This is a genomic window from Aminobacter sp. AP02 (assembly GCF_003148805.1).
In the GTDB taxonomy this organism is placed as follows: Bacteria; Pseudomonadota; Alphaproteobacteria; order Rhizobiales; family Rhizobiaceae; genus Aminobacter.
On record NZ_QGGX01000015.1, the window covers coordinates 45,551 to 69,780 of the forward strand.

Below are 24,230 nucleotides of genomic sequence, written 5' to 3' on the forward strand. Positions count from 1 at the left end.
GCAACAACTCAACCGCCCCGTCGGCTAAGCCGACGGGGCGGGCAGGAATGAGGGGAGGATGGTCTCACTCCTGGGTGTCTGGATGCCCGCGCCCCCGCTGGCGGCATCCTGACGATTTAAGCACCAAGCACTGTCGCGACGGCCTTGCCGGCGTCGAGCAGTCCGGCGCCGAAGAAATAGCCCTTGCCCTTCGCAGGTTCGTTGTCGGCGTTCATCGGATCAGGTGTAAGCGGCGTCTCGCCCGGCTTTACCGCAGCGTTCTGGTTGCAAGCCGCGACCAGTATGGACTTCGATGACAGGCCATCGAGTTTCGCAGTTGGCCCATGCTTGGCCTTGTTGGCGCGCGCCACAAGTGCGGCAACGCCTGCAACCAGGGCTGCGGCACCCGATGTTCCCCCAAATGCCGTGTAATAGCCTCCGCCTATACCTGGATTGTCGAGTGGCGGCAGGATGGAGGAGTGAGGGTCGGAACCGCCGGCGTTGCCGAAGACGCCGGGCAGGTCGGTCGTCAGAAGCGAAAAATGGCTGTGAGGAATGACCTCGCCAGTGCCCGGATGGTAAAAATGCTGATCGACCATGGGGTCGGTCCGGTCGACGCGCAGTTGATGGCGTGTGTAGACCTCGAAATCGTCCGAGGGCGCCACAAGCGTCAGTTTTGCACCGTAATTGCTGTAGCCCGAGCGATAGCCATGGGGCGTCACGGCGCCTACGGCGATGATGCCATTGTTGGCGGCCGCAAGGTTGGCCGGATAGATGAGCTGGCTTTCTCCACCGTTTCCAGCCGCGCATATGACTGGCACCTTGCGGCTGATGGCCACGATCAGCTTGGCCAGGATGTTCCAGGCAATCTCGCGGTTGGCGGTCTTGCCGACGGCGTGGGGGCGAATTTCGCTGGCAAGCGGTGTTGCCTCTTCAAGCCGGGCGAACAGGTCGGCGCGTTCCCAATTCACGCGCTCATCGAGGTCCTGTGAGAGCTCGGGCTTGGGATTGATGATGCTGCGGACCGGGTCTGGAAGGCCGCGCGGCAGCAAGATCACGTCGACGCCGTTCGTGTAGGCGTAGAGAAAGGCTGTAATGAACTGGTCGGGCTGTTGCTCGAAGCCAGTGCGGATCGAGATGAGCCGCGAGAACGGATCAACGCCAAAATAGGGAATTGTGTGGCGGTTCGGGTTGGGCAGGGCGGTGCCATCGGCGCTTTTCAGCACGTCGGCAGGGGCCGGCGCAGGATCGCCTTGATGAGTGATGGCCGGCTCGCCAATTGCCAGGCCCGCGACGGCGGTGCCGTGACTGCCGAATGTTTCGTCACCCTCGATGAGGGTGTGCACAATGCCTTCCGAAGCCATCAGGTCGGCGATCAGGCTGTTGAGATAGCCTGTCTCGGGTCCGCTCAGGTTCAACGACCCCAGTCCGGCAGTCGATAGATCGGCAAAGAATGGGGCTTTCACCTCCGGATCATAAGGATTGGCGGCCGGTGCGGCGACATACTTTGCACCATAGGGATGACTGACGAGGTCGATCGACCTTACGGTGTCGAGCCTGCTCTTCAGGTTGGGGTGGCTGCGGCTGACGCCAACGTCGATCAATGCGATTGTCGCAGGCGTATCCGCCGCGGGAAAAGCTTGGGCAATCGTGTCCCAGACCGTGCCGCCGATGGCGGGCGAGGAGTAGTCCGTCTCACTTCCGGGGCCGGGTGGCGCGAAGGTTGCGTCGATCACACCCAGGGCCGCGAGGTGCCACAGGTAGTAATAGGGCTGTGGCGCCTGGAATGAGAATTGCTGATTTCCGTTGAGCATCTCGGTTTTCTCAGAGCCATTCTCGCTGTGCGGCGAGATAACTCGCCATGAACGCGTCGCGCAGGTAGGGCTGGAAGCGCTGTGCCAGGGCCCGACCTCCGTTGGTGTCGCTCGGATAGTGCAGGCCTGCCCATTCCCGGTTTTCGGCAATCTTGCGGGCGATGCGCGACAATTCCTCTGTCGCGTAGTGCTCGGGCAGGATCGCGTTGAAGGCGAAGGCGATCGAGTGGCACTTGAACGAGTGGTTGCTCGGATAGGTCTGGTGGGCCGGATTTGGCAACATCAGCCTTAGCCGTGGCTCGATCTGGTTGGGGGGCGTGCGGTTGACCTTGGCCTTGTAGATCAGGCCGACATACTCGCAGGCAGTCAGGATGGACAGAATCAGGCCTTCGGTCTGTTCGAACCCAACGATGCCGTCGATGCCAAGAGGCTTGGTGAAATCGCTAACATCAAGGCTCGCTTCGCGCTCGATGTCTTCTTTGCGCCGGCTGCGCTCGCGATCGCGCGCTTGCAGCGAAAGCAGTACCGATGTCTCAAGTCGCGTCACGTCAGGGCCCGGGGGCAAAGGGATGTCGAGTTGCTCCCAGGTGAATTTTCGAGCGGCCGTGAATGCATGCGACGAAGGCGAGGCGTGCATCCGGCGAAGTTCGAAGACCGGGATCAGGCTGCTCTGCGCACCGCTGACACAGCCGGATTGAAGCGCGCTGCCTCGGTTCTTGTTTTTGTTCTTGGCTTTGCTTTTGTGCTTGTTGAGCGACGCCATGTTATGCAGGCTCGCGATCATGATGGGCGCAGGCTTCTCGCCCTGGGCATCGCCGGCCACTGACTTCAATTCCAGCGGTGGCCGGTCGAACGCCGTGCAAGGCACCACATCGTCACCGACGATCTTGAAGCGATATTGATCCAGGAAGTGTGAAAAGCTGCCTTGTTGCGGCGAAAAACTGTCGTTGCCAGCCACTTCATTCCCCTTTGTCTGGAACTAGTGTTGCGGCACTTGGCCCGCCGCGCAGGCTTGACGCCGGCCCAGATCAGGCCGCAATCGAATTGGCGCCGCCATCGCTCTGCTTGAGATTTAGCGCGCATGGATCAGCTAGCTGATCGAGACCAGTATTTCGCCAAAGCTGCCTGAGGCGATTCCAGCCTATTTCGACGGACTTTACGGCTGAGGGGTGATTGCAGCGTGATCCAAACGTCAAAGCAGCCAAAAAAATCAAGGCTGTTGCGATCGTGGCGCGTGTTGGCGCGCCAGCGGGACTGGGGCTCTGCCGGGTTAGGATGCGCGCCCACGCAGAGACAATTTGAGGAGGAAAACTAGCGGTTATCGAACACGGCAGGATGATGTTGGCAATGGAGTCGCTTTTGTGGCGGCACGTCAGTCGTCCGACTCAATCAGATGATGCCGGCGAGCTCCTCAGTGGCGCTTGATCCCGAGACATTGCCGGTCAACCGCAACTGACGTCGCTCCAGACGTCAGACGGCGGAATCCGGACTATAACGTCCAAAAAAACAGCTGGTTAGCCTAGTCGGCCAGCCATAACCTGGCGACGCGGGCCGGCCATTGCTCGGCCCAATGAGAGCGCGTCCTGAAGGTCGGTGGTGTATTTCGCAGTGTCTTCCAGCCCACCAAAATGATTGAGTCGGATGGTTTCGCCGCGCTTGCTCACGACGACCCCGATGCTCCGAAGGGTCTCGCGCACATCTGAAAACCGCATGGTCGCTTCCTCTCTCGGTTGCGTTGCGTGAATATTAGCGATCCCTTGTAACAGCGCCATGTTGCACGCAACGTGATTGTTACGTGAATCGATACGAGAAAGGTTTCACGGTGACGCCATCTCACTGGCGTTCCGGACCCTTCATCGGCACTGAATACAGTCGCTGTTCCGTCAGAGAAAAAAGCCATGGACGGAGCGGGCGTCCATGGCTTTTTGGCTGCCTGTCAGGCGGCCTTCAGCAGAGATCCGGGGATCAGATCTACCGCAGGACGTCGGTGACCCTGTCACCTTCATCGTTAAGCTGGATCGAAACCTGTTCGCCGACCTGAAGAGCCGGGAGGGGAACATCGCGCGGAATAGTGAAGCTCTTGCCGCCATCGAGCGTAACAACGCGCGTGTACGGGTTGAACTTGGCGATCATGCCGTTCGAGCTCGAAGCCAGGGCGACGCCTGACATGAAGGCGAGCGAGGCGGCGGTGAGAATAAGGGTCTTCATCGAGTGCTTCCTTCTTGGGAGGTGACGCCAACATCGGCGACGTCCCCTTTTTAGCGGCCCTCCGTTTCGTATCGTTTTCTGAGTTCGAAAATATATGTTTCGTTTGTTTCAGAGGACGAGTGTTTGATGAAAAGTAACAGGCCACTTCGACACAAAGACGTTTCTGTACAGTTCGATGTGATTTTGGGATCTGCTGGGTCCGAGACATTTGGAGGCGGAACAGACAGGCCGCCAATACAACTGGTGCTGGGAACCAGTTCGACGACGTAGCTTTGCGGGGGAATGAACAGCAAAGAACCATCCGGCGCGGCCGTTCTGGTTTTGGCGAGTTCTGGACGGCAAGTTTAATCGTTGGGAGGGGAGTTGGCGCCCGCATGAGCAGCGGACGATGCAAGCCGTCGTGGCACCGGTTCCCGGATTTTGGGCGGCTAGACTCAGGCCTGGGCTGTCTGCCTCGTCAGGAAGACGCGTCCTGATTGGTTGGCAGCTTTTAGATGAGCCGCAATCACGGGAAACAGTATGTGGGGATCGGCAAGCGGCGCCAGATGTCCGGCATCCGGAACCATGATCAGACGGGCGTCCGGGATCACTTCAGCAATCATTTCTGTGACGCGCATGGTGGCAACTGGGCTTTCGAGCGCCATAACTGCAAGTGTGGGGCAAGCGAGCCGGGCGCAGTCGGGCAAAACCCATGGTCGGGCGAGAGAGTCGGCCAGGTTCGAGGCCATCCGCGCCGCTTGCGCCGCAAGATCTTGCGTCAGGGGCTCACTGGATTCCTCCCATGTTCCTTGGCCATGCCAGAAGTCGACATAGGCGCGCATTGCCGCTGCCGAGTCAGCGGCCGCGACAGCGTCATCGATACGTTTGGATAGTGCGGCTAACTCGTCGAACAAGGTTAGATCGTTTGGATCGCCGTCACGCAGCAGGTGAAACGCCGCGCCATTTATCAATATCAGGCTCCGCACCAGATCCGGCCGCAACAGAGCGACTTCCATAGCAATTGCAGCGCCATGCATACACCCGATGACATGCATTGGCGCGTCATTGCGCTCCAGAGATGCGATCGCGCGTTGGACCATCTGCCCGGCGCCGGCATCCCAGTACGGTGTGTGCAATCGATACCGGCTTGCGAGACAGTTTAGGAGGCCATGCCATTGGCCGCCGGCGTTGGCATTGTCATCAAGCACCAGCACCGGCGGCCCGAAGATAGCCTCGGAGAGGCAGTGTTTGTTCAAGTCAGGCCAGATCGTCAGCATGACCACGTCTCCGGTCGGAACCACCGTAGGCGGCCGAGTCTATTTCGCACCGCGAGACGCCAATGTCTTTCAACAGGAAGTCGTCCAGTTCGGACAGGTGCCGAACGGCACGGTAATGTATCCGCCGCGCGCGGTATGCATGAAAGGCGTGCCGAGCCCTCGTAAACCAGGACGAGGCAAAGGCCGAAGCTGGTGAGCGAATGGTGAGCGTGGACATTTTTGACGACTCCGTCCGTTTGAGACGCTGGAGCAGCGACGTGTCTTTCTAGTTCATTTCCATTTCAGCTCGTTTTCTGAGGTGGCTGATATGTGTTTCGTTTGTTTCAAATGCGGGCCGCACAGCCACGAAGGTGCTCAGTCGGCATGCAGTGGTGGATCCGCGCACGGAATGAGCGGCTTGGCGCCCAGGCGTGCCGCGCTGTCCGTCAATGTATCCGAGGAAGTAAGACCGAATGCGCGCGTTGGGTTGCGTGTCGTGGAACGCATCGGCGCATCCCGAAACAGGTATCTCATTCTCCCTGGCATTATCGTTTCACCCAACGACGCTTCCGAAGCGAAATTGGGAACCTCGCCCGGGATGGTCGTGTGGGGAGCCGTAAACGGCTGCCTGACAGGCAAACCATCGATGCTCGAAAAATGCAGGAACCAGCCGGGATCGTTGGCATCTGCTGCGCCGAATGTCGGCAAGACAACGGACAAAGCGAGAAGGGTCAGCTTCATCTTTTATCTCCTCATCGGATGTTGGGTGGGTTGACGTGCGCGCGCGATGTCGCGTGCGAAAACCGTCAACAGACCCATGGTTTTTTGGTAGGCTCCATCGGCTGCGGAAAGCGAGCGAGCGAAGCATATGTAATTGAGGTTAGCGCGGCCCTGTTTCGGCCGGACCTCCCGAACGGAGGAAAAAAGTTTCGTTTGTTTACGAGGGCGGCCTCAGCGTCGGAATAATTGAAACAATGCGGGGTGCGTTCGGCGTGAAACCGAAACAAAGCCCTTGTATTCAGCCCGACTGGCGATCACGCCGCCGTGAAAGCGATGCGGAGGCTTCGGCCTGACATCGAGGAGATGGCGCATGCAAGCTGACGGCAAGAAAGCCGAGGCAGTTGAACGCGAGGCCACAGCCCTCATGCAAAAGGTGCTCGACGCCTGCCCGGTGCCCACGCGCATGTCGACCATCGAAGGCGAAACGCTCTACCGCAACCCGGCCAGTAGGGAACTCTACGGCGACCGCGCGTACATCGACGACTATTATGTCAATCCCGACGATCGCAAGATGCTGGTCAAGGTCTTGCTGGACAAGGGCTGCATCGATGATTTCCGGGTGCGCCAATACGATGTTAACGGCAACGTTTTCTGGGGGTCGATCTCGGCGCGGCTGATCGAATTCCAAGGCAGGGCGGTGATCGTCTCCAACGCGACGAACATCACCGACATCATCAACGCTCAGGATCAGGCGCGGCAGGCGAGCGAGCGCTTGGCCGACGGCATCGAATCCCTGGCTGAGGGCTTTGCGCTCTATGACAAGGATGATCGCCTGGTTCTGGCCAATAGCCAGTACAGGAAGATGCATTCGGTCAGCGCGGACGCCCTAGTTCCAGGCGTCAATTGGTTTGACTTCCTTCGCGTGGCGGCGCAGCGCAACCAGTTTCCCGTTTCAAGCGACAGTATCGACGACTGGCTGATCGAAAGGGCCAAGGACCGGCGGGAGTTTCGCCAGCAGGAGTTTCGACATAGCGATGGAGGCTGGTTCTTCGTCTCGAACTGCCCGACCCGCGAAGGCGGCTTCGTGGTCACACGGGTCGACATAACCGAGCGCAAGCGCTCGGAGCTGGCTGCGAAAGAGGCTGACGAACTGGTGCGCAAGGTTCTGGAAGCCTGCCCGGCCAGTATCCAGATGACCAGGGTAAGCGATGGCAAGATGCTCTATCGGAGCCCTGCCACCGAGCAGTTGCACGGTGAAGTCGACAGCGCCTTCGACAGTTACCTCAACCCGCTGCACCGCAAGCAATTCGTCGAGCACCTTTTGCGGGAGGGGGCGATCGATGATTTCGAGACTCAACTTCGCCGCAAGGACGGCCAGCCCTGCTGGTGTTCAATCTCGGCAAGGCTGATCGATTTCCATGGCGAAAAAGTCATTGTCTCGCACACCTATGACCTTTCCGACCGCATCGACATGCAGCAGCAACTGGAGCGACAGCGCGAAACGCTCCACCAGAACGAGAAGCTGTCCGCGCTCGGCGGCTTGCTTGCCGGTGTGGCACATGAGTTGAACAATCCGTTGTCCGTGGTGCTCGGCATGTCCTTGACGCTGAAGGAGACCGCTTCCGACCCCAAGACTGTCGAGCGTGCCGACAAGATCAGCAAGGCCGCGGAACGTTGCGCAAGGATTGTGAGGACGTTCCTCGCCATGGCCCGGCAGCAACCGACAAGAACCTCGAATGTCTCGATCGACGACATCGTGATGGCAGCGACGGAAGTCGTGGGCTATTCGATCAAGTCTTCGGACATCAAGCTGTCGCTTCGGCTCGACGCGGACCTTCCGGCGGTCTGGGCCGATCCCGATCAGCTCAGCCAGGTCTTGATCAATCTGCTGGTCAATGCCGAGCACGCACTGCACGGATGGGATGGCGAAAGGCAGATTACCGTTTCGACTCACCGGCACCCGGAAAGCGGCAACATCGTCGTCAAGGTCGCCGACACTGGCCCTGGAATTCCCGATGAAATCCTGCCCCGGATATTCGAGCCTTTTTTCACGACCAAGGATGTCGGGGCGGGGACCGGTATAGGCCTGTCGTTCTGCCATCGCATCGTGCAATCCCATCAGGGAACGATCCGGGTCGAAACCACGCGCGGCGGCGGGTCGACTTTCGTCATTTCGTTGCCGGCGTCTGACAGGATCGTGGAACGGGCCGAGTCAGTGACCACCGAGCCTTCCAAATCGACGGGGCGCGTCTGCCTGGTGGTGGAAGACGAAAAGGACGTTGGGGAACTGATAGCCGAAATTCTCACCCAGGACGGCTTCAGCGTGATTGTCGCCAGATCGGGCAAGGAAGCGCTGATGCAGCTGAAGCTACGCACATTCGACATCATCCTCTGCGACCTCAGAATGCCCGACATGGACGGCCGCAGGCTCTTCAATCACGTCTCCGATTTCCATCCGGCCGAAGCGGAGCGGCTCGCTTTCCTGACTGGCGATACGATCAGCCCGGACGCGCAGGTCTTCTTGCGTGCGACAAAACGGCCTTATCTCGAAAAGCCGGTCAAACCATTCGAACTCAGGACTTTCGTCTCCAGGCTGGTCAACAGGGACGGCTGAAAGGCGTTTGCCTGCATTCTGGAAGAGGCGTATTTTCAACCCGAGGTGAGGAAGCGTTGACCGCCAACCCGCACATCGTTGTCTGCGATGACGAGCCGGATATGCGCGACACTGTCGTCGAGTATCTGGAACGGAACGGTTTTTCCGTCACGGCGGCCGATGCGGGCCCCGCCTTGCGCGATATCGTCGACAGTCGGCCCGTCGACGTAGTTATACTCGACATCCGCATGCCGGGCGAAGACGGCCTCTCGCTGGCGCGGTACCTGCGCGAGCATTACAAGGTCGCGATCATCATGCTGACGGGGTCCGCCGAGATCATCGACAGGGTGGTTGGTCTCGAGGTCGGTGCCGATGACTACATCGCCAAGCCCGTCGACCTCAGGGAGTTGCTCGCGCGCGTGAAGGCCGTTCTGCGCCGGACCTCGGGCCAGGAGCAGGCACGGGGGGAGCATCTGGGGCCGCACATAATCCAGTTTGGCAGCTGCCGCCTGGACCTGGAGACCCACAAGCTGCTCGACGCCGACGGTGCCGATGTCGCCATCACGCCGATGGAGTTTCAGCTATTGAAGGTGTTCGCCGACAATCGCGGGCGAACGCTCAACCGGGATCAGCTGCTGGAGCTTGCCCACGATCGCGGATGGGACCCCTTCGACCGCAGCATCGACATCAGAATTTCCAGGCTGCGAAAGAAGATCGAGATCGATCCGTCCAAACCGGAGGTGATCAAGACAATCCGCGGGGTGGGATATCTCTATTCGTAGGCCCGATTCGATTGTGACGACGGCCTATGGGCGCCTGCGCCCTTTCGCTTCCATAAGTGCGATCGCAACAAGGCAAGCGCCGACGATGGTTCCAAACCCGATATCGCCACGGCATCGATTACTTCTGACGGGAAAGTTCTTGAGCTAGAATGGCTCCCCGGGCCGGATTCATTCAAGTGACATTCGCGACATTGATGTCAACCGAATGGCTCATAAATGGTTGAAATGAAAAGACTCGCTTGTCAATTGTAACATTACTGTCTACCACTAGCGCATACCCCAATAGCGGGGAAAAAGCGGGGAAAGGCAGGATGGGGAGCCATACTCGAAACGTCCTCACAGTAAGAGCTATCGCGTCGAGCAAGGCAACTAAGCTGCGTGACGGCGGAGGATTGTGGCTCGTCTCCAAAGGGAACGGTAGGTACTGGATCCTTGACTATCGGTTCGACAAGAAGCGTCGGGAACTGGGTTTAGGACCGCTTCATACTGTCGGCCTGGCCGAGGCTCGCCAGAAAGCGGAAGCCGCCCGCGATCTGGTGCGTAAGGGAATCGACCCTATTGAACACCGTCACGGCGTGGAGGCCATCGAAGCGGCAATTGCGAAGTCGGCAGTAAAGACGTTCGGCCAGTACGCTGATGGATACGTTGATGACGCAGTAAAAGCTGGCCGCTGGCGTGGCGGAAAGACGGAGGCGAGGTGGAGGAACATGCTGACCAATCACGCCGCAGGCATCCGTGACAGAGCGTTGGCGGGCATAGGCGTAACTGAGGTGCTGTCTGTGTTGCGCCCGCTCTGGGGTGTAAAACAAGAGACAGCCGAGAAGCTCCGCGAGTGTATCGAGCGCGTCCTTGATTCAGCCAAAGTCGAGGGTCTCCGGGCAGGGGAGAATCCAGCCGCCTGGAAGGGCAACCTCGAACATGTACTCCATAAACCGGACGCTCTGACCAGCAAGAGCAACCACGCGGCGATGCCTTGGCGGGCAGTCCCGGCACTCGTGAAGGCTCTGGCCGGCCTAGAGACCATCGGCGGTAGAGCGTTGGAATTTACCGTTCTCACAGCTGCTAGATCTGGCGAGACCCGCGGCGCTATCTGGTCGGAAATCGATCTGGACGGCAAACTATGGACTATCCCGGCCGAGCGCATGAAGGGCGGGAGGCTGCATCGTGTGCCGCTGTCTGATCGCGCCGTCGCCATTTTGGAAGGAATGAAGGCGACGCGCATCAACGACTATGTGTTTCCTGGCGCTCGGGACAAGCGGCCGATTTCGGAAAACACGATGGCGAAGGTGCTAGCTGACAATGGCGGCAACGGCTTTACCGTTCATGGCTTTCGCAGTTCTTTCCGTGACTGGGTGACCGAGGGGACGAGTCACGACGGGGATTTGGCAGAAATGGCGCTGGCCCATGCCGTGGGCGATGCCGTTACGCGTGCATATGCACGATCTGATGCGCTCGAAAAGCGGCGAGTTGTGATGACCGATTGGTCGGCCTATTTGGCGAAACCCTCAGCTATAGCTTCGCCGACGAAACCCAAAGTGATCTGAGAGAAGCGTACGGTTCGCTTAAGATCTATAATGCGACCAAAGGGTTGGCCGTACTCGAAAGTAAACGGCCCTCCGTTCTTCTGTAACATGATCTCTGCCCGCGGTTCCGGGCCGAATAGGGTAACTTCAGCGGCCATGTGGTTGGGCTCGTCTTCATGTGCGCTGAATTCCACACGTGAGGCTGCTACAGATTCAATCATATTTGCTAGAGCGTCACCGAATGTGACGCCCAGGAATGTCTTATCACGACTAGCGCTTTCGCGTAATCGCCGGACCTGTAGATCACCATATTCGTTAACGAGCCGCACAGCGTCTTTCGGACCGGCGCCTAGTGCGGTTGCGATAATTAAGTTCGCTCCGTCGCGGTAGCTCATCGGCGTATTGCCGCGGCCACGGAGGGCGCGTGTGCGCAATCCTGCTTCGGCGAGCAGCCTGTCCATGACTGTAACGGTTTCGATCGGGACGCCCATGTGCTCGGCGACGACGGCCACCAATTCCTTTTGCGATGCCATTCTTTCGCTCTCTCCGTTCGATCGCTCATTTGGCATAAAATAATAATGCGCGCAATACGTTATTGACATTTAACTTTTAATGCACTATAGACATTATTGGCATCCTGCCTTGGAGATTCGATGAATGGACTCAGCCAACGACAACGAGCCGCGGCTCGTCAGCCTGAATGATGCATGCGCGATGACCTCGATGTCGCGCTCTATGCTGAACAAATATCGCGCCGAGGGGCGCTTCGCCGCCGCAGTACCGCTCGGGGACAGACGCATAGCTTTCGTTCGAAGCGAGGTTCAACAGTGGATCACCGACCGGATCGCAGCGAGGGCGGCCTAACCGCCAACACCTATTTCAACCCGCGCCGCCTAGCGTCTTGAAGGTTCAGCAGGTCGACCAAGTCGTCGGCCTGCTCCATTTCCAACCAAACCTGCTCAACGCCTTTCACTCGAGCCGGCAAGCCGGTGAACACGTCATAGACTGTCCACGTGCCGTTCGCTTCCTTCCGCAAATTGTAGCGCGCCTCGCTTGCGGGCAGGGCCATGCACGCCTCCTTAGGAGTAGCAATGTCTAATTATACCATGAATTCAACCATCTCGACCAAAGCCACTACGGGGTGGGCCGCATAGATGGGAAAGATGAATTGGAGGCGAGCGAACGACACTCGCCTAACCCAGAACAACAGTATCGTCACGGTCAAAACTGGCTACGGCGTCGTACAGTTTTCAGTTGAAACGGACAAATCGAGCCAAACATCACTGAAGCGCGTCACTAAAAGCACGCCACCCAAGGGGCGTCTGTGGCTATCTGCCCAGAAAAAGGAAGGCTAACCATGGCTACCAGAAACACTCTTTGCGCAGATCGCAACGCGCCTCGCTTCCAGGCTGGGTCATGCTCGACCTCCTTAGGAGTAGCAATGTTTAATATTACCATGAATTCCACTGCCGCGATCAATTCCCCCTCAACCATCGCAGCGAGGGCGGCAGCATGAGCGACATGAAAGCGGTTGCCGACATCTACAAACGCCAGGGCTATTCGGCGGCTCGACGGGAGCTGAAACGCCAGGCTGCTACCGTGTGGTCGGGCTGGCGGATTTACGTGGCGGGTTTCGAGCCCGACCTGGTCGATGGCGCGACAGAACTGAAGGTATTCGCTTCCCGCTTCCCCACTAGGGGCGGCAACGACCTTGGACTCACCTTCCTCGTCGGGCGCGGAAACTCCGAGCGCCTCGACGCTCTCACCCGTGCTGTTGGTCTGGAAAAGCTACATGACCCACGCCAACTGGAAGGGCGCTATTTTTCGGTTCGGGACTGGGGTCGAACTGCGGCAGATTTTGCGCCACTCGAACGCTCGATCGGCCAATAGGGTTCGATAGCAATGCACATCCTAGCTATTCGGCCGGCGCCTGCGGGTGCCGGCGGGCGGACGCTTGCGCATTTTGATGTGCAGCTGACGCCGGACTGCCGGCTTTTCAATTTGAAACTTGTCGACGGCCACTCTGGACGGCTGGTCTACGCCCCTAATGCCTTCGGGGAGCGTGTGGCAACGTTCAGCCCATCCTTCGCAAACGATCTGGTGCGCGCCGCTGGCGTAGCTTTGGGAGCTCTGCATGCCTCAACCCGCCGAACAGCCTGAGTCCACGCCTTCCGACCTTCGCCTAGCATTGCTCGCGAATGGCTACCTTCCGATCCCTGTCAACGGTAAGCGGCCTCTTGTTGTGGGATGGTCATCGCTGAAGGCAACGCCTGCAATGATCGCGTCATGGGAGCACGGTCATTCGGACCATCAGAATACTGGTATTTTGACGGGCGATGTTGTTGCCATCGACATCGACGCTCCGGATCCTGCGACAGCCGAAAGGCTGATCGACCGTCTGCTCGACATCAACGACGCAGGACTCGCACCTTGCCGAACCGGGCGCGCGCCGAAATGCTTGTTTGTATTCCGAGCAGCTGAGCCGCGGGACAAGCTCAAGACCGGCGAATACGTCGTCAATGGGCAGAAATGCCAGATTGAGGTGTTGGGCATTGGCCAACAATTTGTGGCGTTCGGGATTCATCCAGAGACGGAGAAGCCTTACACGTGGACCGGCGGCGACCTTCTTTCGATTCCGTATGCAGATCTGCCTGCGATATCGCCGGGCGACATTGACGCCTTCCTCGCGGACGCTGAAACAATCTTGGCGAAAGCAGGCACGCCACTGCGCAAGGCGCAAGACAAGAGCGCTCGACCAACTGGCGGCGAAACATTCTGGCAGCGTGTGAACACGGCGGCCCTCGGGAACACAGGCCGATGGGTTCGTGACCTGTTCCCAACCGCCGGACAAGAGGCCGGAACCGGCGCGTGGCGCGTGTCCTCGAAGGATTTGGGCCGTGGCCTTCAGGAAGACATCAGTGTCCATGCTGATGGCATTCAAGATTTTGGGCTCGAGCGACCGGAAACGCCGATCAGTCTTGTTCAGCAGTACGGTTCGGCCACCAATGCTAAGGAGGCCGCCTTCTGGCTGTGCGAACGGTTAGGCATCAATCCGATCGACCTGGGGTGGAATGTTGCGCCGGTGTCGGTGCGCTTCGGCACGTCGACTGCGGTTCCCGTTGCCGCCAACGATGACGACGCTGACGAAGTTGACGACGCACCGGTTGTGGAGATTCCCCGTTCAAGAGGCCTGCCGGAAAGCCTGTGCTACCCGCCTGGAGCCGTGGGGGACTTTGCGCGCTTCATCGTTTCGTGTGCGCGGTTCCCATCGCCTCACCTTGCGCTGGTGGCGTCCCTTGCGTTCACTGCGGGGCTGATCGGCCGCCGTTACAGGGGCCCGACCGGTCTTCGGAGCAATTTGTATGTCGTCGGCCTGGCGGAATCCGGCTTCGGCAAAGATGTGACAATTCGTGTTTCATCGGCACTCGCGGACAGCACCAGCTGGGGTGGTAAGGTTTCCGAATGGCTTTTTATGGACCAGATCCGCAGCCTTCCTGGGCTTACGAATAAGCTCCGCAAATCTCCAACCTCTGTATGCGTGCAGGATGAGTTTGGCCGCTGGCTGGCAGACCATGCGGGGCGGAACGTTGCCACTCACCGCGCCGAGATCGCATCGGCGCTGATGGAACTGACGGGTGCGCCCACTGGCTATTGGGGCGGGCAGGAAAAGGCCGCTGGCAACGTGGCGCGGATCATTGCGCCATGCTTCACGCTTCACGGAATTTCGACCCCTTCGACATTTTGGGCGTCGCTTTCGTCAGGAAACATTTCTGAAGGCCTCCTTGGAAGACTGGTGCTGATCGATGTCGGCGACTCCGAGCCCGTCAAGGTCAGACGGCCAGAGGGGTCGATCGACGACATTCCAGGCGAACTATCCGACAAGGTCGCTGCACTGCTTGGGCTGGCTGCTGGGAAATACACTGGGCCATTCTTCGCTCTGAACGCCAAGTCCGACGAAAAACCCCATCCAATCATGACGGCAGAATGGGGTGAGGGCGTCGACGATTTCTTTGAGGAGTTCGACGATCGTATTCGAGCCATGAAGGGCACCATCAACCCGTCCTACCGCCCAATCTTGAACCGCGTTGGCGAAAATGCGGCTCGGTTGGCTCTGATTGTCGCTGTCGGGTGCGATCCGAAAGACCCGATCATCACCCGCGAAATTCAGGAGTGGGCAAATGCAGTGGCGGAGCATTCATTGCAGGTCATCATCAGCGGCGCGACGGACAACATCGCCGACAACGACAAGGCAGCCGAATACCTCCGTGTTCGTGCACAAGTGGTCCGACGCGGCGACCGTGGCATCACTATGCGCGACATTGTGAAGAACCTGCGTGGGGCGATCGACAAGCGCCGGCTTGAAGACATCATCACGATGTTGATGCAGGCGGGTGAGATTCATTTCGCCAAGCTAGTCGCCGAGAGCGGCCAGGCCAAACTCCGATATTGGGCTGCCGAATACCTTCCCAAAGGCGCGGAACCTGTACCGAAATAGGTGGGTGCAAGACTGGGGTGAGGACCGCCGTAAGGCTGGGTTAAGACCGGGGGCAAATTCAGTATCCGGAGCATTTGAACGCTGGTTTGCACCCAGTCTTCCGGCGGTCTTGCACCCACCCTTACACCCACCCTTTGCCCCAGCCTTACGTATAAAAAATATAATAATATCATATAGATAACTGAAGAGAGGGAGCAATGCAGCAGAGGTAGACCCTCGGAGGGGTTTTTGAGCGCGAAATTAGCCCCGCACACTCACGCGCGCGAAAAAACGGACGGCCCTACGAACGGAGGACCAACATGACAATCGAACGTAACCTGCTGGGAAGCAAACTATGAGCCTCGGTCCGCCCCGTATGCGCACTCATCGCAATCAAGGTGCGCCTGCTTCAAACGGTAGCCCTGCCATGCGTCACGACTTCCACTTGCCTGACGACGGCATCACCAGCCTCGACCGGTTCCTCGCTAAGGCAGCTGGCGTCCATGTTTCGACCCCGCGACCGCACGTTGCAGCAAATGACAATCTGAAGAAGGAGGAAAGCGATGTCGCTTAAGGCCAAGAGCTTAGAAAACGTCTTCGACGCGCCGCCAGCGGCCAATGATAATGTGACCCGCTGGAATCGTTGGGACAATCTACCGAAGGGGCATCGCTTCTATTCGTCACCGGATTGGGTGCGCTGGTATCATGGCATGGGCAAGCCTGAGACCTGGTCGTTTGTCGAGGACGACGATTGGGAACTGCGCCCGGAATTGCCGCTCCACTACCATGTGCTCGACCTTGACAGCGAGCCCACGGAAAAGGACCCGCTTGCTTGGCGCTATATGTCCCTCACGCAGCGGTTCGAGCGGTTCTGCGACATCATCTCCGCCGCACGGCATCCGGGCACGCGCTATCCACGCCCCACGGGTGCGGTCGTGAAGCTTGGGGAGTACGGCCCGTCCGCGGAATGGCGCGAGCGTGCACAGGCTATCTGGGCAAAGCTGCCAAAGAATGATTCCGATATCTTCGACCGTCCGGCCCGCCCCGTAAGCCCGAAACACGGGCAGATGGCTGAGCAACTCTCTCCTTTGCTGAGGTGGGCAAAAGCTAGCCGGCCGCTATTGTTGGACGGCACCAATTGGCTGCAGCCCGACAATGACGGCTATTTCGATGGGGAGGAACCCGCGCCGAAGCCGGCAACGAACTGGGAACGGCGCATGCGTCCGGGTTCGTCCGATGCCGAACTGAAAGCATTTATCGGTAAGGCCCGAGCGGGAAAGTTGAAACCCAGCAACGGCAGCCAGCACGAGTCCTGCCATGTCAGGAAGGGCGGAAAGACTGTGAAGGGCAGTGTAAGGATGCCGCTCGGGGCGATCCTCTATCAGGAAGACCGCTTTGCCGAACTTAAGGGGGAAGAGCCGGACTACAAGGAGATTGAGCGGCGTCAAGGATACTGGACCAGCTTGTTTAGCAGCGCTCGCGCCTTCAGGTCTCACGACTATTACAATCAGGAACTGGAGCCCGTTCGGTACGTAAAAGCGGGGCGTATACGCCGCAAGGTAAAGCTCACCAAGGCCGAACAGCTGGAGCTTCTAGCCGGGCCGCTGCCACCTGTCACCTACTGCAAGCCGGGCCTGCCATGTGGTCATGAAGACATCGGCGCCAGCTTTCTCGGCGGCTGGATATCTGCAACCAAGGGTGCGCGGGGCATGGACCGATGGGAGGATTTGTCAGATGAGTTATCCCGGCAGGAGGAGCTTGAGGTTTGGGCAGATGCGCTCCCCCCAGAGCAACAAAAGGCTCTCAATCTCGGCGCCGGGGCTGCGAACTTCCGCGAGATCGGCGAGGCTTTCGCAAAGACTGGCAAGGCTGCTGAGCGATACGGCAAGGCCATCGTCATTGCCTCCAATGATAACTTGCGCAAGGCAATAGCCGCATAGTCCCCTTTTTACACTTCGGCGGCAAAGTCAGTAGAGGGGCCTACGCACCACTCGCCTTCCTCATCGGTGCAGCCCTTCACTATCACGACAGTCTTATGGCATTGCCACGGGGACAGGCTTTACGCATGTCCGCTGTCGTTTCCCATCGCCCCCTGCGCGTCCCTCCGCGCTGCATTGGGCGAACAGCGGCAGCCTCCCTGCGAAAGCGGGTTGAGGCTGCCGCTTTTGGACCGACGCGTGGCCATGTCATCGCGAGAAAGCGCGCAGTACTACTCCGACGTGACAGAAAAGAAATCTTGGAACGCACCAAGGTGTTTTTGTTCGAGATTATCCTCTTCAGCGCCGTAGATTATTGGGTCGGAATCAAAAGTCATTTTTGTAAGAGTCGCGCGCGGCTTAAAATCGGGTGTTTCCCGCACATGCTCCGTAACTTGCTTAAATATCTGGAACATTGCTAGTGAACTACCAATAAGATATTTCTTATTTAGCGGAAAATGATGTTTGTTAATTTGGCAGTCGTCATATGTATCTGACGTAAGGAAATGAAACCTGATAATGAACTGAGACAGTTGCGGGCTGATATAGGCGATATCTTTCATTAAATCTGCCGGAGGCAAAGGGATTGACGCCGGAATCTTCGTCGCAAATCGGATTTTACGGTAATACTCTCCTACGTCTGCGCCAACTGTGTAAACGCTATCAAGAGCATCATCAATCTTTTCTCTCTGCTTAGATTCTCGCAGATGCTGAATTTGCTCTCGGCCTGAAACAATAACGAACGCGCCCGCGCCCAGGGCTGCAATGCCTGCAATTAGGGTTTGAAATTCCTCTACCCAACCAAGCAGAACGACGTGGCTTAATCGCTGCCACCCGAGCCTGAGGCAGTCGCCTGTAAAGAATGCGCCGCATGTTGAACTAGATTGCGCGGCTGTGAACGCAAGCAATGCCCATACGCAGACCGCAAATATGAGCGGCTGCTTCAGTTTTTGAAACATATGATTCCCCAGCACCAAATGGAGGAACCATGACACCGCAGTTCATTGCTCACAAGGCGACCGAACAGGCTGCCAATGACTTCGCCGCATGACAGATCACCGCTCCGCCGAAGCTGCCGTTTACAGGCGACTTTATAAAACCGCCCGTTGGCAGCGCACCCGTGAACACCAACTGGCTCTGCAGCCTCTGTGTGAGCGCTGCTTGACGATGGAAGTTGTGGAGCCGGCGACCGTCGTGCACCACGCAGACGGTGGGCATAAGGGCGACGAGGAGAAGTTCTGGTCTGGCCCGTTCGAGTCCCTGTGTAAACCGCATCACGACAGCGAGGGCCAACGAGAGGATCGCGGTCAGGTCATCGTGACCTTCGGGCTGGACGGCTGGCCTGTCGAAGACCCCACCCCCGGTCAATAAGTTGCCATCCAGCCGCCTGCAGGGCCGGCGGGGAAATGAAACGCGTTACGCCGCAGGTTTCGCTTTAAATTTTTGAAATGAGATTTTGACCATGGGCGTACGAGGACCGCGCCCCGAGACGCCAGAAATACAGGCGCTGAAGGGCAATCCCGGCAAGCGCAAAAAGCGGCCGGCATCGATAAAGCCGAAGAGCGACGTCTACATCCCGAATTACCTGACGGGCGATGCCCGCGAGTGTTTCGAAATGATCGTCGGCGCGATGCCTCCGGGCACATACGCAGCCACCGATACCGGCGGCGTTGCCGTCTATGCTTCAGCCTGGGCCGATCACAAGCGAGCCGCCGAGGCGCTTTCCGTGGAGCCGGCAATCGTGCCGGGTTCAACCGGAAACATGCAGCCCAACCCATGGTTCAAAATCAAGAACGAGGCGGCCCGCATCATGATGTCGATGGGTGACAGGCTTGGCCTGGATCCAAAGGCTCGCGCTGCTTTGGTGCCGCCTGAGGAGAAGCCAAAATCGAAGTTCAGCGGCCTGATTGGGCGAAGCGCGGAGACGGCGTAACCAAGAAGGGCCTGACACGCGCACAGAAAGTGATTGAGTTCATCGAATTGCTGCGCGTCCCAAGCGGCGAAGGGCAGGGCGGGCTACTCAAGCTTCGCCCCTGGCAGAAGCAGTTTGTGCGCGATCTTTACGCGCCGCACGATGATCACGGCCGGAGGAGAGTTCGCCGAGCTATCCTTTCGGTTGCTCGAAAAAACGGCAAGACAGCGCTGATTGCGGCTCTGGTGCTTGCCCATCTAGTTGGACCGGAAGCCATCCCAAATGGCGAGATTTACTCTGCCGCGACCGATCGCGAGCAGGCAGGCCAGGTCTTCAAATTTGCCCGTCAGATCGTTGAAGCTGACCCTGAGTTGGATGCGGACGGCGGCGGGCTAGTCACGGTCGTTCCATCGACCAAGACGTTGGTGGTCAAAAGCAATGGCTCGTTTTATCGCGCGCTGTCCGCCGAGGCCGGCACGAAGCATGGCTTGAACCCATCGGTATGGATTTACGACGAACTCGCACAAGCGCGTGATCAGGAGCTTTACGAGGTCATGAACACCTCGCAGGGCGCACGTCAGGAGCCTCTCGGCATTGTCATTTCAACTCAATCGCCTGACCCGGAACATCCGCTTTCTAAGCTGATCGACGACGGCCTCGTTGCAAACGACAACACTGTGCTGGTGCACCTGTATTGCGCTTCGGATGATGCCGAAATCATGGACGAATCCGCCTGGCGTCTGGCCAATCCGGCTCTCGGCGACTTTCGCTCGGTTGATGATTTGCGCGCCTTGGCCGTGCAGGCTGAGCGCATGAAGACCTTGGAGGCTTCGTTCAGGAACCTCTACCTCAACCAGCGCGTAGACCAGAACTCGCCGCTCATCCCGAGATCGGAATGGAAGGCCTGTCAGGTTGCTGACACTGAAGCAAATGCTGCGACAGGCCTCCTTGTGTCTGGAGAGCGCATCTATCTCGCCCTCGACCTCTCTGGGGTCAACGACCTGACGTCGCTTGCCGGTGTCAGCGCGGAGCCAAAAGAGGATCGCATCGGCGCCTGGCACTGGAAGCCTGGCGAGTGGCTTCATGAGCATTCTCGTCGCGACAGGGTCCCGTACGATGTTTGGGCGCGCCCCGATGAGGGCTGGCTCGAGACACCGCCGGGAAGGGCAATCGACTACGCGTATGTCGCGGGTCGAATTGCGCATATCCGCGATGACTTTGAGGTCGTTGGATTGGCGTATGATCGTTGGCGCATTGAGCAATTGCTAGTTGAGTTCAATCGTATCGGCCTGGACGCCTACATCGACGGCAAAGACAAACCCTTCGATGGCGCCCTTCGGCTAGTTCCTTGGGGGCAGGGTTTCCGAGACATGGCTCCGGCGGTGGAAGCGCTGGAGGCATCGGTGGTTCACCGACGGTTCCGGCACAATGGAAACCCGGTACTCGGCTTTTGCTTCGCCAACGCAATTGTCGTTTCGGACGCGTCTGGCAACCGAAAATTAGATAAATCCAAGACGCGTTTCCGCATAGATGGAGCGGTTTCAACCGCAATGTGCCTCGGTCTCAAGGCGCGGGAAGTGACGGAAACGGTCGAGTCCTCCATCTACAAAACGCGCGGCATCCGAATGGCCGGCTAACCGGAAGGAAATCATGGGAATTCTTGACTTCTTCCGGTCCAAGCCGGAGGCGGTGGCGCCTAAGCGCGCCCCGCGCGCGGACTGGGTGGAGTTTACGGATCTAACCGATCCGAGGCTTGCCACGTTCATCCAATCCGGCGCCAGCACCGAAAGCGGCACCATTATCACGCCATCGAAGGCGCTGTTTAACACCGCCGTCTTCCGATGCGTCGATCTGATCTCGGGCAGCATAGGCATGTTGCCGATGTATCTGATGAGGAAGGGCGCAAACGGTGCCCTTGAGCCGGATGAAGAGCACTCACTGTATGACGTTCTTCATTCGCAGCCTAACGGCTGGCAGACGGCATACGAGTTTCGCCGATTGATGCAGGCGAATGCCCTCAATGAGGGCAACGCTTACGCCCAGATCGTCCGAAGCGGCAAGCGCGTGATCGCTTTACACCCACTGCAGCCGTCGCGGGTTTGCGTGGAGCAGCATGACGACCTCAGCATCACCTATACGGTCACGCGCAAGGACGGTCGGCAAGTAAAGCTGGCGCAGTCTGACGTTTTCCACCTTCGGGATATCTCGGTCGACGGTATCGTTGGCCTTTCGCGGGTGAGGCAGGCGAAAGAAGCCATTGGCTTGGCCATGCAGACGGAAAAGTCCGCTGCGCGCTTGTTCAAGAACGGCACAATGGTTGGCGGGGCGCTTACACATCCCGGCAAGTTGGGCGATGACGAGTTCGAAAACCTCGACACCAGCCTGAAAGACAAGTTTTCCGGCGCGGAAAACGCCCACAAATGGCTGATCCTCGAAGAGGGGATGAAGGCCGAGCCATTCTCGTCGACGGCGCGCGATTCCCAGCAGATCGAGACGCGAAACCATCAGATTGAGGAGATCGCCCGCGCCTTTGGCGTGCCGCGGCCGCTTCTAATGATGGACGATACCAGTTGGGGTTCGGGCATTGAGACCCTTGGTCTGTTTTTCGTCCGATATTCGTTGGCGCCGTGGTTTGTCGCCTGGGAGCAGGCCGTTTCGCGCTCGCTACTGACAAAAGATGAGCGAAAAACGCACAAAGCAGACTTCGACGAGCGCGAATTGCTGCGTGGATCCATCAAGGACCAGGCCGAATTCCTTACTAAGGCGCTTGGCGCTGGCGGCTCAAGGCCGTGGATGACGCAGAACGAGGCTCGAGACTACGTCGGGCTCAGTCAGCGGGACGACGAAGACGCCAACAGCCTCAAGAATCCTATGACGCAGCCTACGGGCGCGCAGCCTCAGGACACCAAGAATGAGCCTAAATAGGGCGCCAGTCGGCGCTATTGAGCGTCCTGGCGCCTATCGCTGGGACGTTCCTAAGTCTGCAATGGCCAAATGGGGCGTTGCCCCTCTTGCCGCCGAAGCGGACGAGACGAACACCATCTCGATCTACGACCAGATTGGCGAAGATTACTGGAGCGGCGAGGGCTTCACCGCCAAGCGGATGGCTGCGGCACTTCGAAACATCGGTGCGAACCCCGTTACGGTGAACGTCAACTCGCCCGGCGGCGACATGTTCGAAGGCTTGGCGATCTACAACCTGCTTGCCGAGCACCCGGCCGAAGTCACCATCCGCGTTATGGGGATTGCGGCAAGCGCGGCTTCCATCATCGCTATGGCCGGCGACAAGGTGCTCATGGGTACCGGCACCATGATCATGGTGCACCGGGCATGGGGGCTAGCACTCGGCAATCATCACGATTTTGCCGAAGCCTCATCGCTTTTCCAGAAGTTCGACGAGGCTATGGCCTCAATCTACGTCGAACGCACCGGCCTGTCCGAGGCGGAGATTTTCGCGCTACTCGACGGCTCCAGCAAGAGTTCTGACGGCACGTTCATGACCGTCACGGAAGCCATCGACAAGGGTTTTGCCGACGGCAAGTTCGAGAAATCGAGCGCGGCCGACGCCAAGGCGTCGGTGCCGACGAAGGTGCTGGCCAAGCGGCGCGTTGAAGCCGCTTTGGCCGCGCAAGGGATGTCCCGCAAAGAGCGGTACGAGATCCTGAATGAGATTGGCGGCGAGCGTGATGCAGCCCCCACAGCCAAGCGAGATGCTGGCGAAGACGAAAAGAACCTGTCCGCCATCAGCGCGGCACTCACCAGCAATCTTTGTATTCTAGGAGGTCCAATTGGACGCCACTGAAATTAAGTCCCTGATCGAAGACCAGGGCCGTGCCTTTGAGGCATTCAAGGCCGAACACAACGCAGCCCTCGCTGACGTCAAGAAGGGCACGACAGACGTCGTTCGCACCGACAAGGTCGACCGCATCAACTCCGCCATCAGCGACCTGCAGTCGGCACTGGACGAGCAGGCTGTGAAGCTTGCCGCAATGCAGACCGGCGCCCAGACCGGCGACAACAAGACGCGCGGCGAGTACGCAAAGGCGTTCGACAGGTTCTTCCGCAAGGGAGACGAGGCCGGCATTGATGCCGCTATCGAGGCTGCGATTGCGGCTGGCCCGAAGGCTGCGATGAACATCACCACTCCTGCGGACGGCGGCTACACCGCTCCGCTCGAGTGGGATCGCACCATCACGGACAAACTCAAGATCGTCTCGCCGATGCGCCAGATTGCTTCGGTGATCACGATCGGCGGCAATGGCCTCTCGAAGCTCTACAATGACCGTGCCACGGCTTCCGGCTGGGTCGGTGAATCTGCGGCTCGCCCGGAAACCACCACTGCAAAGTTCGCAGAGGTGAAGTTCAACACTGGCGAAATCTATGCCAATCCGGCCGCTACCCAGCGCCTTCTGGACGATTCCGAGCTCAATCTCGAGAGCTGGCTTGCCGGCGAAGTCGAGGCCGAGTTCGCATATCAGGAAGGTGTTGCATTTATCTCCGGCAACGGCACGGACAAGCCCAAAGGCATCCTGACCTACACCACGGCGCCGTCGCATCCTTGGGGCGCAATCCCGATCGTCAATTCCAACGCTGCGGCCGCCCTTACGACCGACGGCTTGATTGATCTGGTTTACGACCTTCCGAGCGAGCGCACGCCCAACGCCCGGTTCACTCTGAACCGCAAGACGCAGGGCGCGGTACGTAAGCTGAAGGATGGCCAGGGCAATTACATCTGGCAGCCCGGCCTTGTCTCGGGTCAGCCGGCAACGATCCTTGGCTTTCCTGTCACCGAACTGGCCGCAATGCCAGATATCGCAGCCGACGCCATCCCGATCGTGTTTGGCGACTTCGCTCGTGGCTATCTGGTTGTTGATCGTACGGGCACCCGCATTCTGCGTGACCCATACACCAACAAGCCGTTCGTGCAGTTCTACACGACCAAGCGCGTCGGCGGCGGCGTCACCGACCCGACTGCGCTGCGCTACCACAAGGTCGCTGTTAACCCGTAATCTTT

The 24,230-nt window shown here is 58.7% G+C and carries 21 protein-coding genes and 1 pseudogene; 13 read left to right on the forward strand and 9 right to left on the reverse strand.

Annotation, left to right across the window (positions count from 1 at the left end; all coding sequences use genetic code 11):
* Positions 1-116: 116 nt before the first annotated feature.
* The 6 genes and pseudogenes from C8K44_RS18960 to C8K44_RS18990 all read right to left on the reverse strand — a co-directional run bounded on the left by C8K44_RS18960 (position 117) and on the right by C8K44_RS18990 (position 5,977).
* On the reverse strand, positions 117-1,793 hold the full coding sequence (locus C8K44_RS18960) for a S8 family serine peptidase (protein ID WP_109577341.1): 1,677 nt from the start codon (positions 1,791-1,793) through the stop codon (positions 117-119).
* A 10-nt stretch (positions 1,794-1,803) separates the two neighbouring features.
* Positions 1,804-2,577, reverse strand: coding sequence for a phospholipid phosphatase (locus tag C8K44_RS18965; protein ID WP_199227147.1), 774 nt, complete (start codon positions 2,575-2,577; stop codon positions 1,804-1,806).
* A 1,187-nt stretch (positions 2,578-3,764) separates the two neighbouring features.
* Positions 3,765-4,001 carry a DUF1344 domain-containing protein gene (locus C8K44_RS18975; RefSeq protein WP_109577343.1) on the reverse strand — a complete coding sequence of 79 codons (237 nt, stop codon included), beginning with the start codon at positions 3,999-4,001 and terminating at the stop codon, positions 3,765-3,767.
* A 434-nt stretch (positions 4,002-4,435) separates the two neighbouring features.
* On the reverse strand, positions 4,436-5,257 hold the full coding sequence (locus tag C8K44_RS18980) for an alpha/beta fold hydrolase (protein ID WP_109577344.1): 822 nt from the start codon (positions 5,255-5,257) through the stop codon (positions 4,436-4,438).
* Positions 5,238-5,393, reverse strand: a pseudogene (locus tag C8K44_RS28200) (DUF1127 domain-containing protein); the annotation flags it as partial. The gene C8K44_RS18980 and the pseudogene C8K44_RS28200, both read right to left, overlap by 20 nt.
* A 218-nt stretch (positions 5,394-5,611) precedes the next feature.
* The gene (locus C8K44_RS18990; protein WP_109577346.1) at positions 5,612-5,977 is read right to left on the reverse strand and encodes a hypothetical protein; all 366 of its coding nucleotides are present in this window, start codon (positions 5,975-5,977) and stop codon (positions 5,612-5,614) included.
* A gap of 349 nt (positions 5,978-6,326) precedes the next feature.
* On the opposite strand from C8K44_RS18990, the gene C8K44_RS18995 reads away from it, so the two are divergent.
* The 3 genes from C8K44_RS18995 to C8K44_RS19005 all read left to right on the forward strand — a co-directional run bounded on the left by C8K44_RS18995 (position 6,327) and on the right by C8K44_RS19005 (position 10,875).
* Positions 6,327-8,570: an ATP-binding protein gene (locus C8K44_RS18995; protein ID WP_109577347.1), complete on the forward strand. Its 2,244-nt coding sequence runs from the start codon at positions 6,327-6,329 to the stop codon at positions 8,568-8,570.
* Between the two features lie 56 nt (positions 8,571-8,626).
* Positions 8,627-9,331 (forward strand): response regulator transcription factor, encoded by a 705-nt coding sequence (locus C8K44_RS19000; RefSeq protein WP_109577348.1) that lies wholly within the window; start codon positions 8,627-8,629, stop codon positions 9,329-9,331.
* Between the two features lie 311 nt (positions 9,332-9,642).
* Positions 9,643-10,875 (forward strand): site-specific integrase, encoded by a 1,233-nt coding sequence (locus C8K44_RS19005; RefSeq protein WP_109577349.1) that lies wholly within the window; start codon positions 9,643-9,645, stop codon positions 10,873-10,875.
* On the opposite strand, the gene C8K44_RS19010 is transcribed toward C8K44_RS19005, so the two are convergent.
* Positions 10,821-11,387, reverse strand: a complete 567-nt coding sequence (locus tag C8K44_RS19010; RefSeq protein ID WP_109577350.1) for a hypothetical protein — start codon at positions 11,385-11,387, stop codon at positions 10,821-10,823. The two genes, C8K44_RS19005 and C8K44_RS19010, sit on opposite strands and share 55 nt — an antisense overlap.
* Positions 11,388-11,511: 124 nt before the next feature.
* Here C8K44_RS19010 and C8K44_RS19015 point away from each other — a divergent pair, with 124 nt between their 5' ends.
* Positions 11,512-11,718 (forward strand): AlpA family phage regulatory protein, encoded by a 207-nt coding sequence (locus C8K44_RS19015; RefSeq protein ID WP_109577351.1) that lies wholly within the window; start codon positions 11,512-11,514, stop codon positions 11,716-11,718.
* 10 nt (positions 11,719-11,728) lie between these two features.
* On the opposite strand, the gene C8K44_RS19020 is transcribed toward C8K44_RS19015, so the two are convergent.
* Positions 11,729-11,923: a hypothetical protein gene (locus C8K44_RS19020; protein ID WP_109577352.1), complete on the reverse strand. Its 195-nt coding sequence runs from the start codon at positions 11,921-11,923 to the stop codon at positions 11,729-11,731.
* 443 nt (positions 11,924-12,366) lie between these two features.
* On the opposite strand from C8K44_RS19020, the gene C8K44_RS19030 reads away from it, so the two are divergent.
* The 4 genes from C8K44_RS19030 to C8K44_RS19040 all read left to right on the forward strand — a co-directional run bounded on the left by C8K44_RS19030 (position 12,367) and on the right by C8K44_RS19040 (position 17,268).
* Complete coding sequence (locus C8K44_RS19030; protein WP_109577354.1) at positions 12,367-12,744, forward strand: hypothetical protein; 378 nt, start codon at positions 12,367-12,369, stop codon at positions 12,742-12,744.
* A 244-nt stretch (positions 12,745-12,988) separates the two neighbouring features.
* The gene (locus tag C8K44_RS19035; protein ID WP_109577355.1) at positions 12,989-15,349 is read left to right on the forward strand and encodes a bifunctional DNA primase/polymerase; all 2,361 of its coding nucleotides are present in this window, start codon (positions 12,989-12,991) and stop codon (positions 15,347-15,349) included.
* A gap of 406 nt (positions 15,350-15,755) precedes the next feature.
* Positions 15,756-15,902 (forward strand): hypothetical protein, encoded by a 147-nt coding sequence (locus C8K44_RS27550; RefSeq protein ID WP_158282761.1) that lies wholly within the window; start codon positions 15,756-15,758, stop codon positions 15,900-15,902.
* Complete coding sequence (locus tag C8K44_RS19040; RefSeq protein ID WP_146203967.1) at positions 15,892-17,268, forward strand: hypothetical protein; 1,377 nt, start codon at positions 15,892-15,894, stop codon at positions 17,266-17,268. The genes C8K44_RS27550 and C8K44_RS19040 overlap by 11 nt, the downstream gene beginning before the upstream one ends.
* Positions 17,269-17,537: 269 nt before the next feature.
* Here the strand turns inward: C8K44_RS19040 and C8K44_RS19045 are convergent, their stop codons facing one another.
* The gene (locus C8K44_RS19045; protein ID WP_109577357.1) at positions 17,538-18,263 is read right to left on the reverse strand and encodes a hypothetical protein; all 726 of its coding nucleotides are present in this window, start codon (positions 18,261-18,263) and stop codon (positions 17,538-17,540) included.
* Between the two features lie 503 nt (positions 18,264-18,766).
* Here C8K44_RS19045 and C8K44_RS19055 point away from each other — a divergent pair.
* From C8K44_RS19055 to C8K44_RS19075, 5 genes are read left to right on the forward strand one after another with little or no spacing between them, the layout of a single operon-like run.
* Positions 18,767-19,237, forward strand: coding sequence for a P27 family phage terminase small subunit (locus tag C8K44_RS19055; protein ID WP_109577359.1), 471 nt, complete (start codon positions 18,767-18,769; stop codon positions 19,235-19,237).
* A gap of 29 nt (positions 19,238-19,266) precedes the next feature.
* Positions 19,267-20,853: a terminase TerL endonuclease subunit gene (locus C8K44_RS19060; protein WP_245417548.1), complete on the forward strand. Its 1,587-nt coding sequence runs from the start codon at positions 19,267-19,269 to the stop codon at positions 20,851-20,853.
* 13 nt (positions 20,854-20,866) lie between these two features.
* Entirely contained in the window at positions 20,867-22,141 is a 1,275-nt protein-coding gene (locus tag C8K44_RS19065) for a phage portal protein (RefSeq protein WP_199227141.1), read from the forward strand.
* Positions 22,128-23,018: a head maturation protease, ClpP-related gene (locus C8K44_RS19070; RefSeq protein WP_109577360.1), complete on the forward strand. Its 891-nt coding sequence runs from the start codon at positions 22,128-22,130 to the stop codon at positions 23,016-23,018. Before C8K44_RS19065 ends, C8K44_RS19070 begins: the two co-directional genes overlap by 14 nt.
* Positions 23,005-24,225 (forward strand): phage major capsid protein, encoded by a 1,221-nt coding sequence (locus C8K44_RS19075; RefSeq protein ID WP_109577361.1) that lies wholly within the window; start codon positions 23,005-23,007, stop codon positions 24,223-24,225. Before C8K44_RS19070 ends, C8K44_RS19075 begins: the two co-directional genes overlap by 14 nt.
* Positions 24,226-24,230 lie beyond the last annotated feature (5 nt).

Bases quoted from the DNA above. Each gene is read 5' to 3' on its own strand.
- C8K44_RS19020 (WP_109577352.1), bottom strand. From the start codon at position 11,923: ATGGCCCTGCCCGCAAGCGAGGCGCGCTACAATTTGCGGAAGGAAGCG.
- C8K44_RS19055 (WP_109577359.1), top strand. From the start codon at position 18,767: ATGGGCGTACGAGGACCGCGCCCCGAGACGCCAGAAATACAGGCGCTG.
- C8K44_RS19010 (WP_109577350.1), bottom strand. From the start codon at position 11,387: ATGGCATCGCAAAAGGAATTGGTGGCCGTCGTCGCCGAGCACATGGGC.
- C8K44_RS18990 (WP_109577346.1), bottom strand. From the start codon at position 5,977: ATGAAGCTGACCCTTCTCGCTTTGTCCGTTGTCTTGCCGACATTCGGC.
- C8K44_RS18995 (WP_109577347.1), top strand. From the start codon at position 6,327: ATGCAAGCTGACGGCAAGAAAGCCGAGGCAGTTGAACGCGAGGCCACA.
- C8K44_RS19065 (WP_199227141.1), top strand. From the start codon at position 20,867: ATGGGAATTCTTGACTTCTTCCGGTCCAAGCCGGAGGCGGTGGCGCCT.
- C8K44_RS19070 (WP_109577360.1), top strand. From the start codon at position 22,128: ATGAGCCTAAATAGGGCGCCAGTCGGCGCTATTGAGCGTCCTGGCGCC.
- C8K44_RS27550 (WP_158282761.1), top strand. From the start codon at position 15,756: ATGCGTCACGACTTCCACTTGCCTGACGACGGCATCACCAGCCTCGAC.
- C8K44_RS19015 (WP_109577351.1), top strand. From the start codon at position 11,512: ATGGACTCAGCCAACGACAACGAGCCGCGGCTCGTCAGCCTGAATGAT.
- C8K44_RS18980 (WP_109577344.1), bottom strand. From the start codon at position 5,257: ATGCTGACGATCTGGCCTGACTTGAACAAACACTGCCTCTCCGAGGCT.
- C8K44_RS19040 (WP_146203967.1), top strand. From the start codon at position 15,892: ATGTCGCTTAAGGCCAAGAGCTTAGAAAACGTCTTCGACGCGCCGCCA.
- C8K44_RS19045 (WP_109577357.1), bottom strand. From the start codon at position 18,263: ATGTTTCAAAAACTGAAGCAGCCGCTCATATTTGCGGTCTGCGTATGG.
- C8K44_RS19030 (WP_109577354.1), top strand. From the start codon at position 12,367: ATGAGCGACATGAAAGCGGTTGCCGACATCTACAAACGCCAGGGCTAT.
- C8K44_RS18960 (WP_109577341.1), bottom strand. From the start codon at position 1,793: ATGCTCAACGGAAATCAGCAATTCTCATTCCAGGCGCCACAGCCCTAT.
- C8K44_RS19005 (WP_109577349.1), top strand. From the start codon at position 9,643: ATGGGGAGCCATACTCGAAACGTCCTCACAGTAAGAGCTATCGCGTCG.
- C8K44_RS19035 (WP_109577355.1), top strand. From the start codon at position 12,989: ATGCCTCAACCCGCCGAACAGCCTGAGTCCACGCCTTCCGACCTTCGC.
- C8K44_RS18965 (WP_199227147.1), bottom strand. From the start codon at position 2,577: ATGATCGCGAGCCTGCATAACATGGCGTCGCTCAACAAGCACAAAAGC.
- C8K44_RS18975 (WP_109577343.1), bottom strand. From the start codon at position 4,001: ATGAAGACCCTTATTCTCACCGCCGCCTCGCTCGCCTTCATGTCAGGC.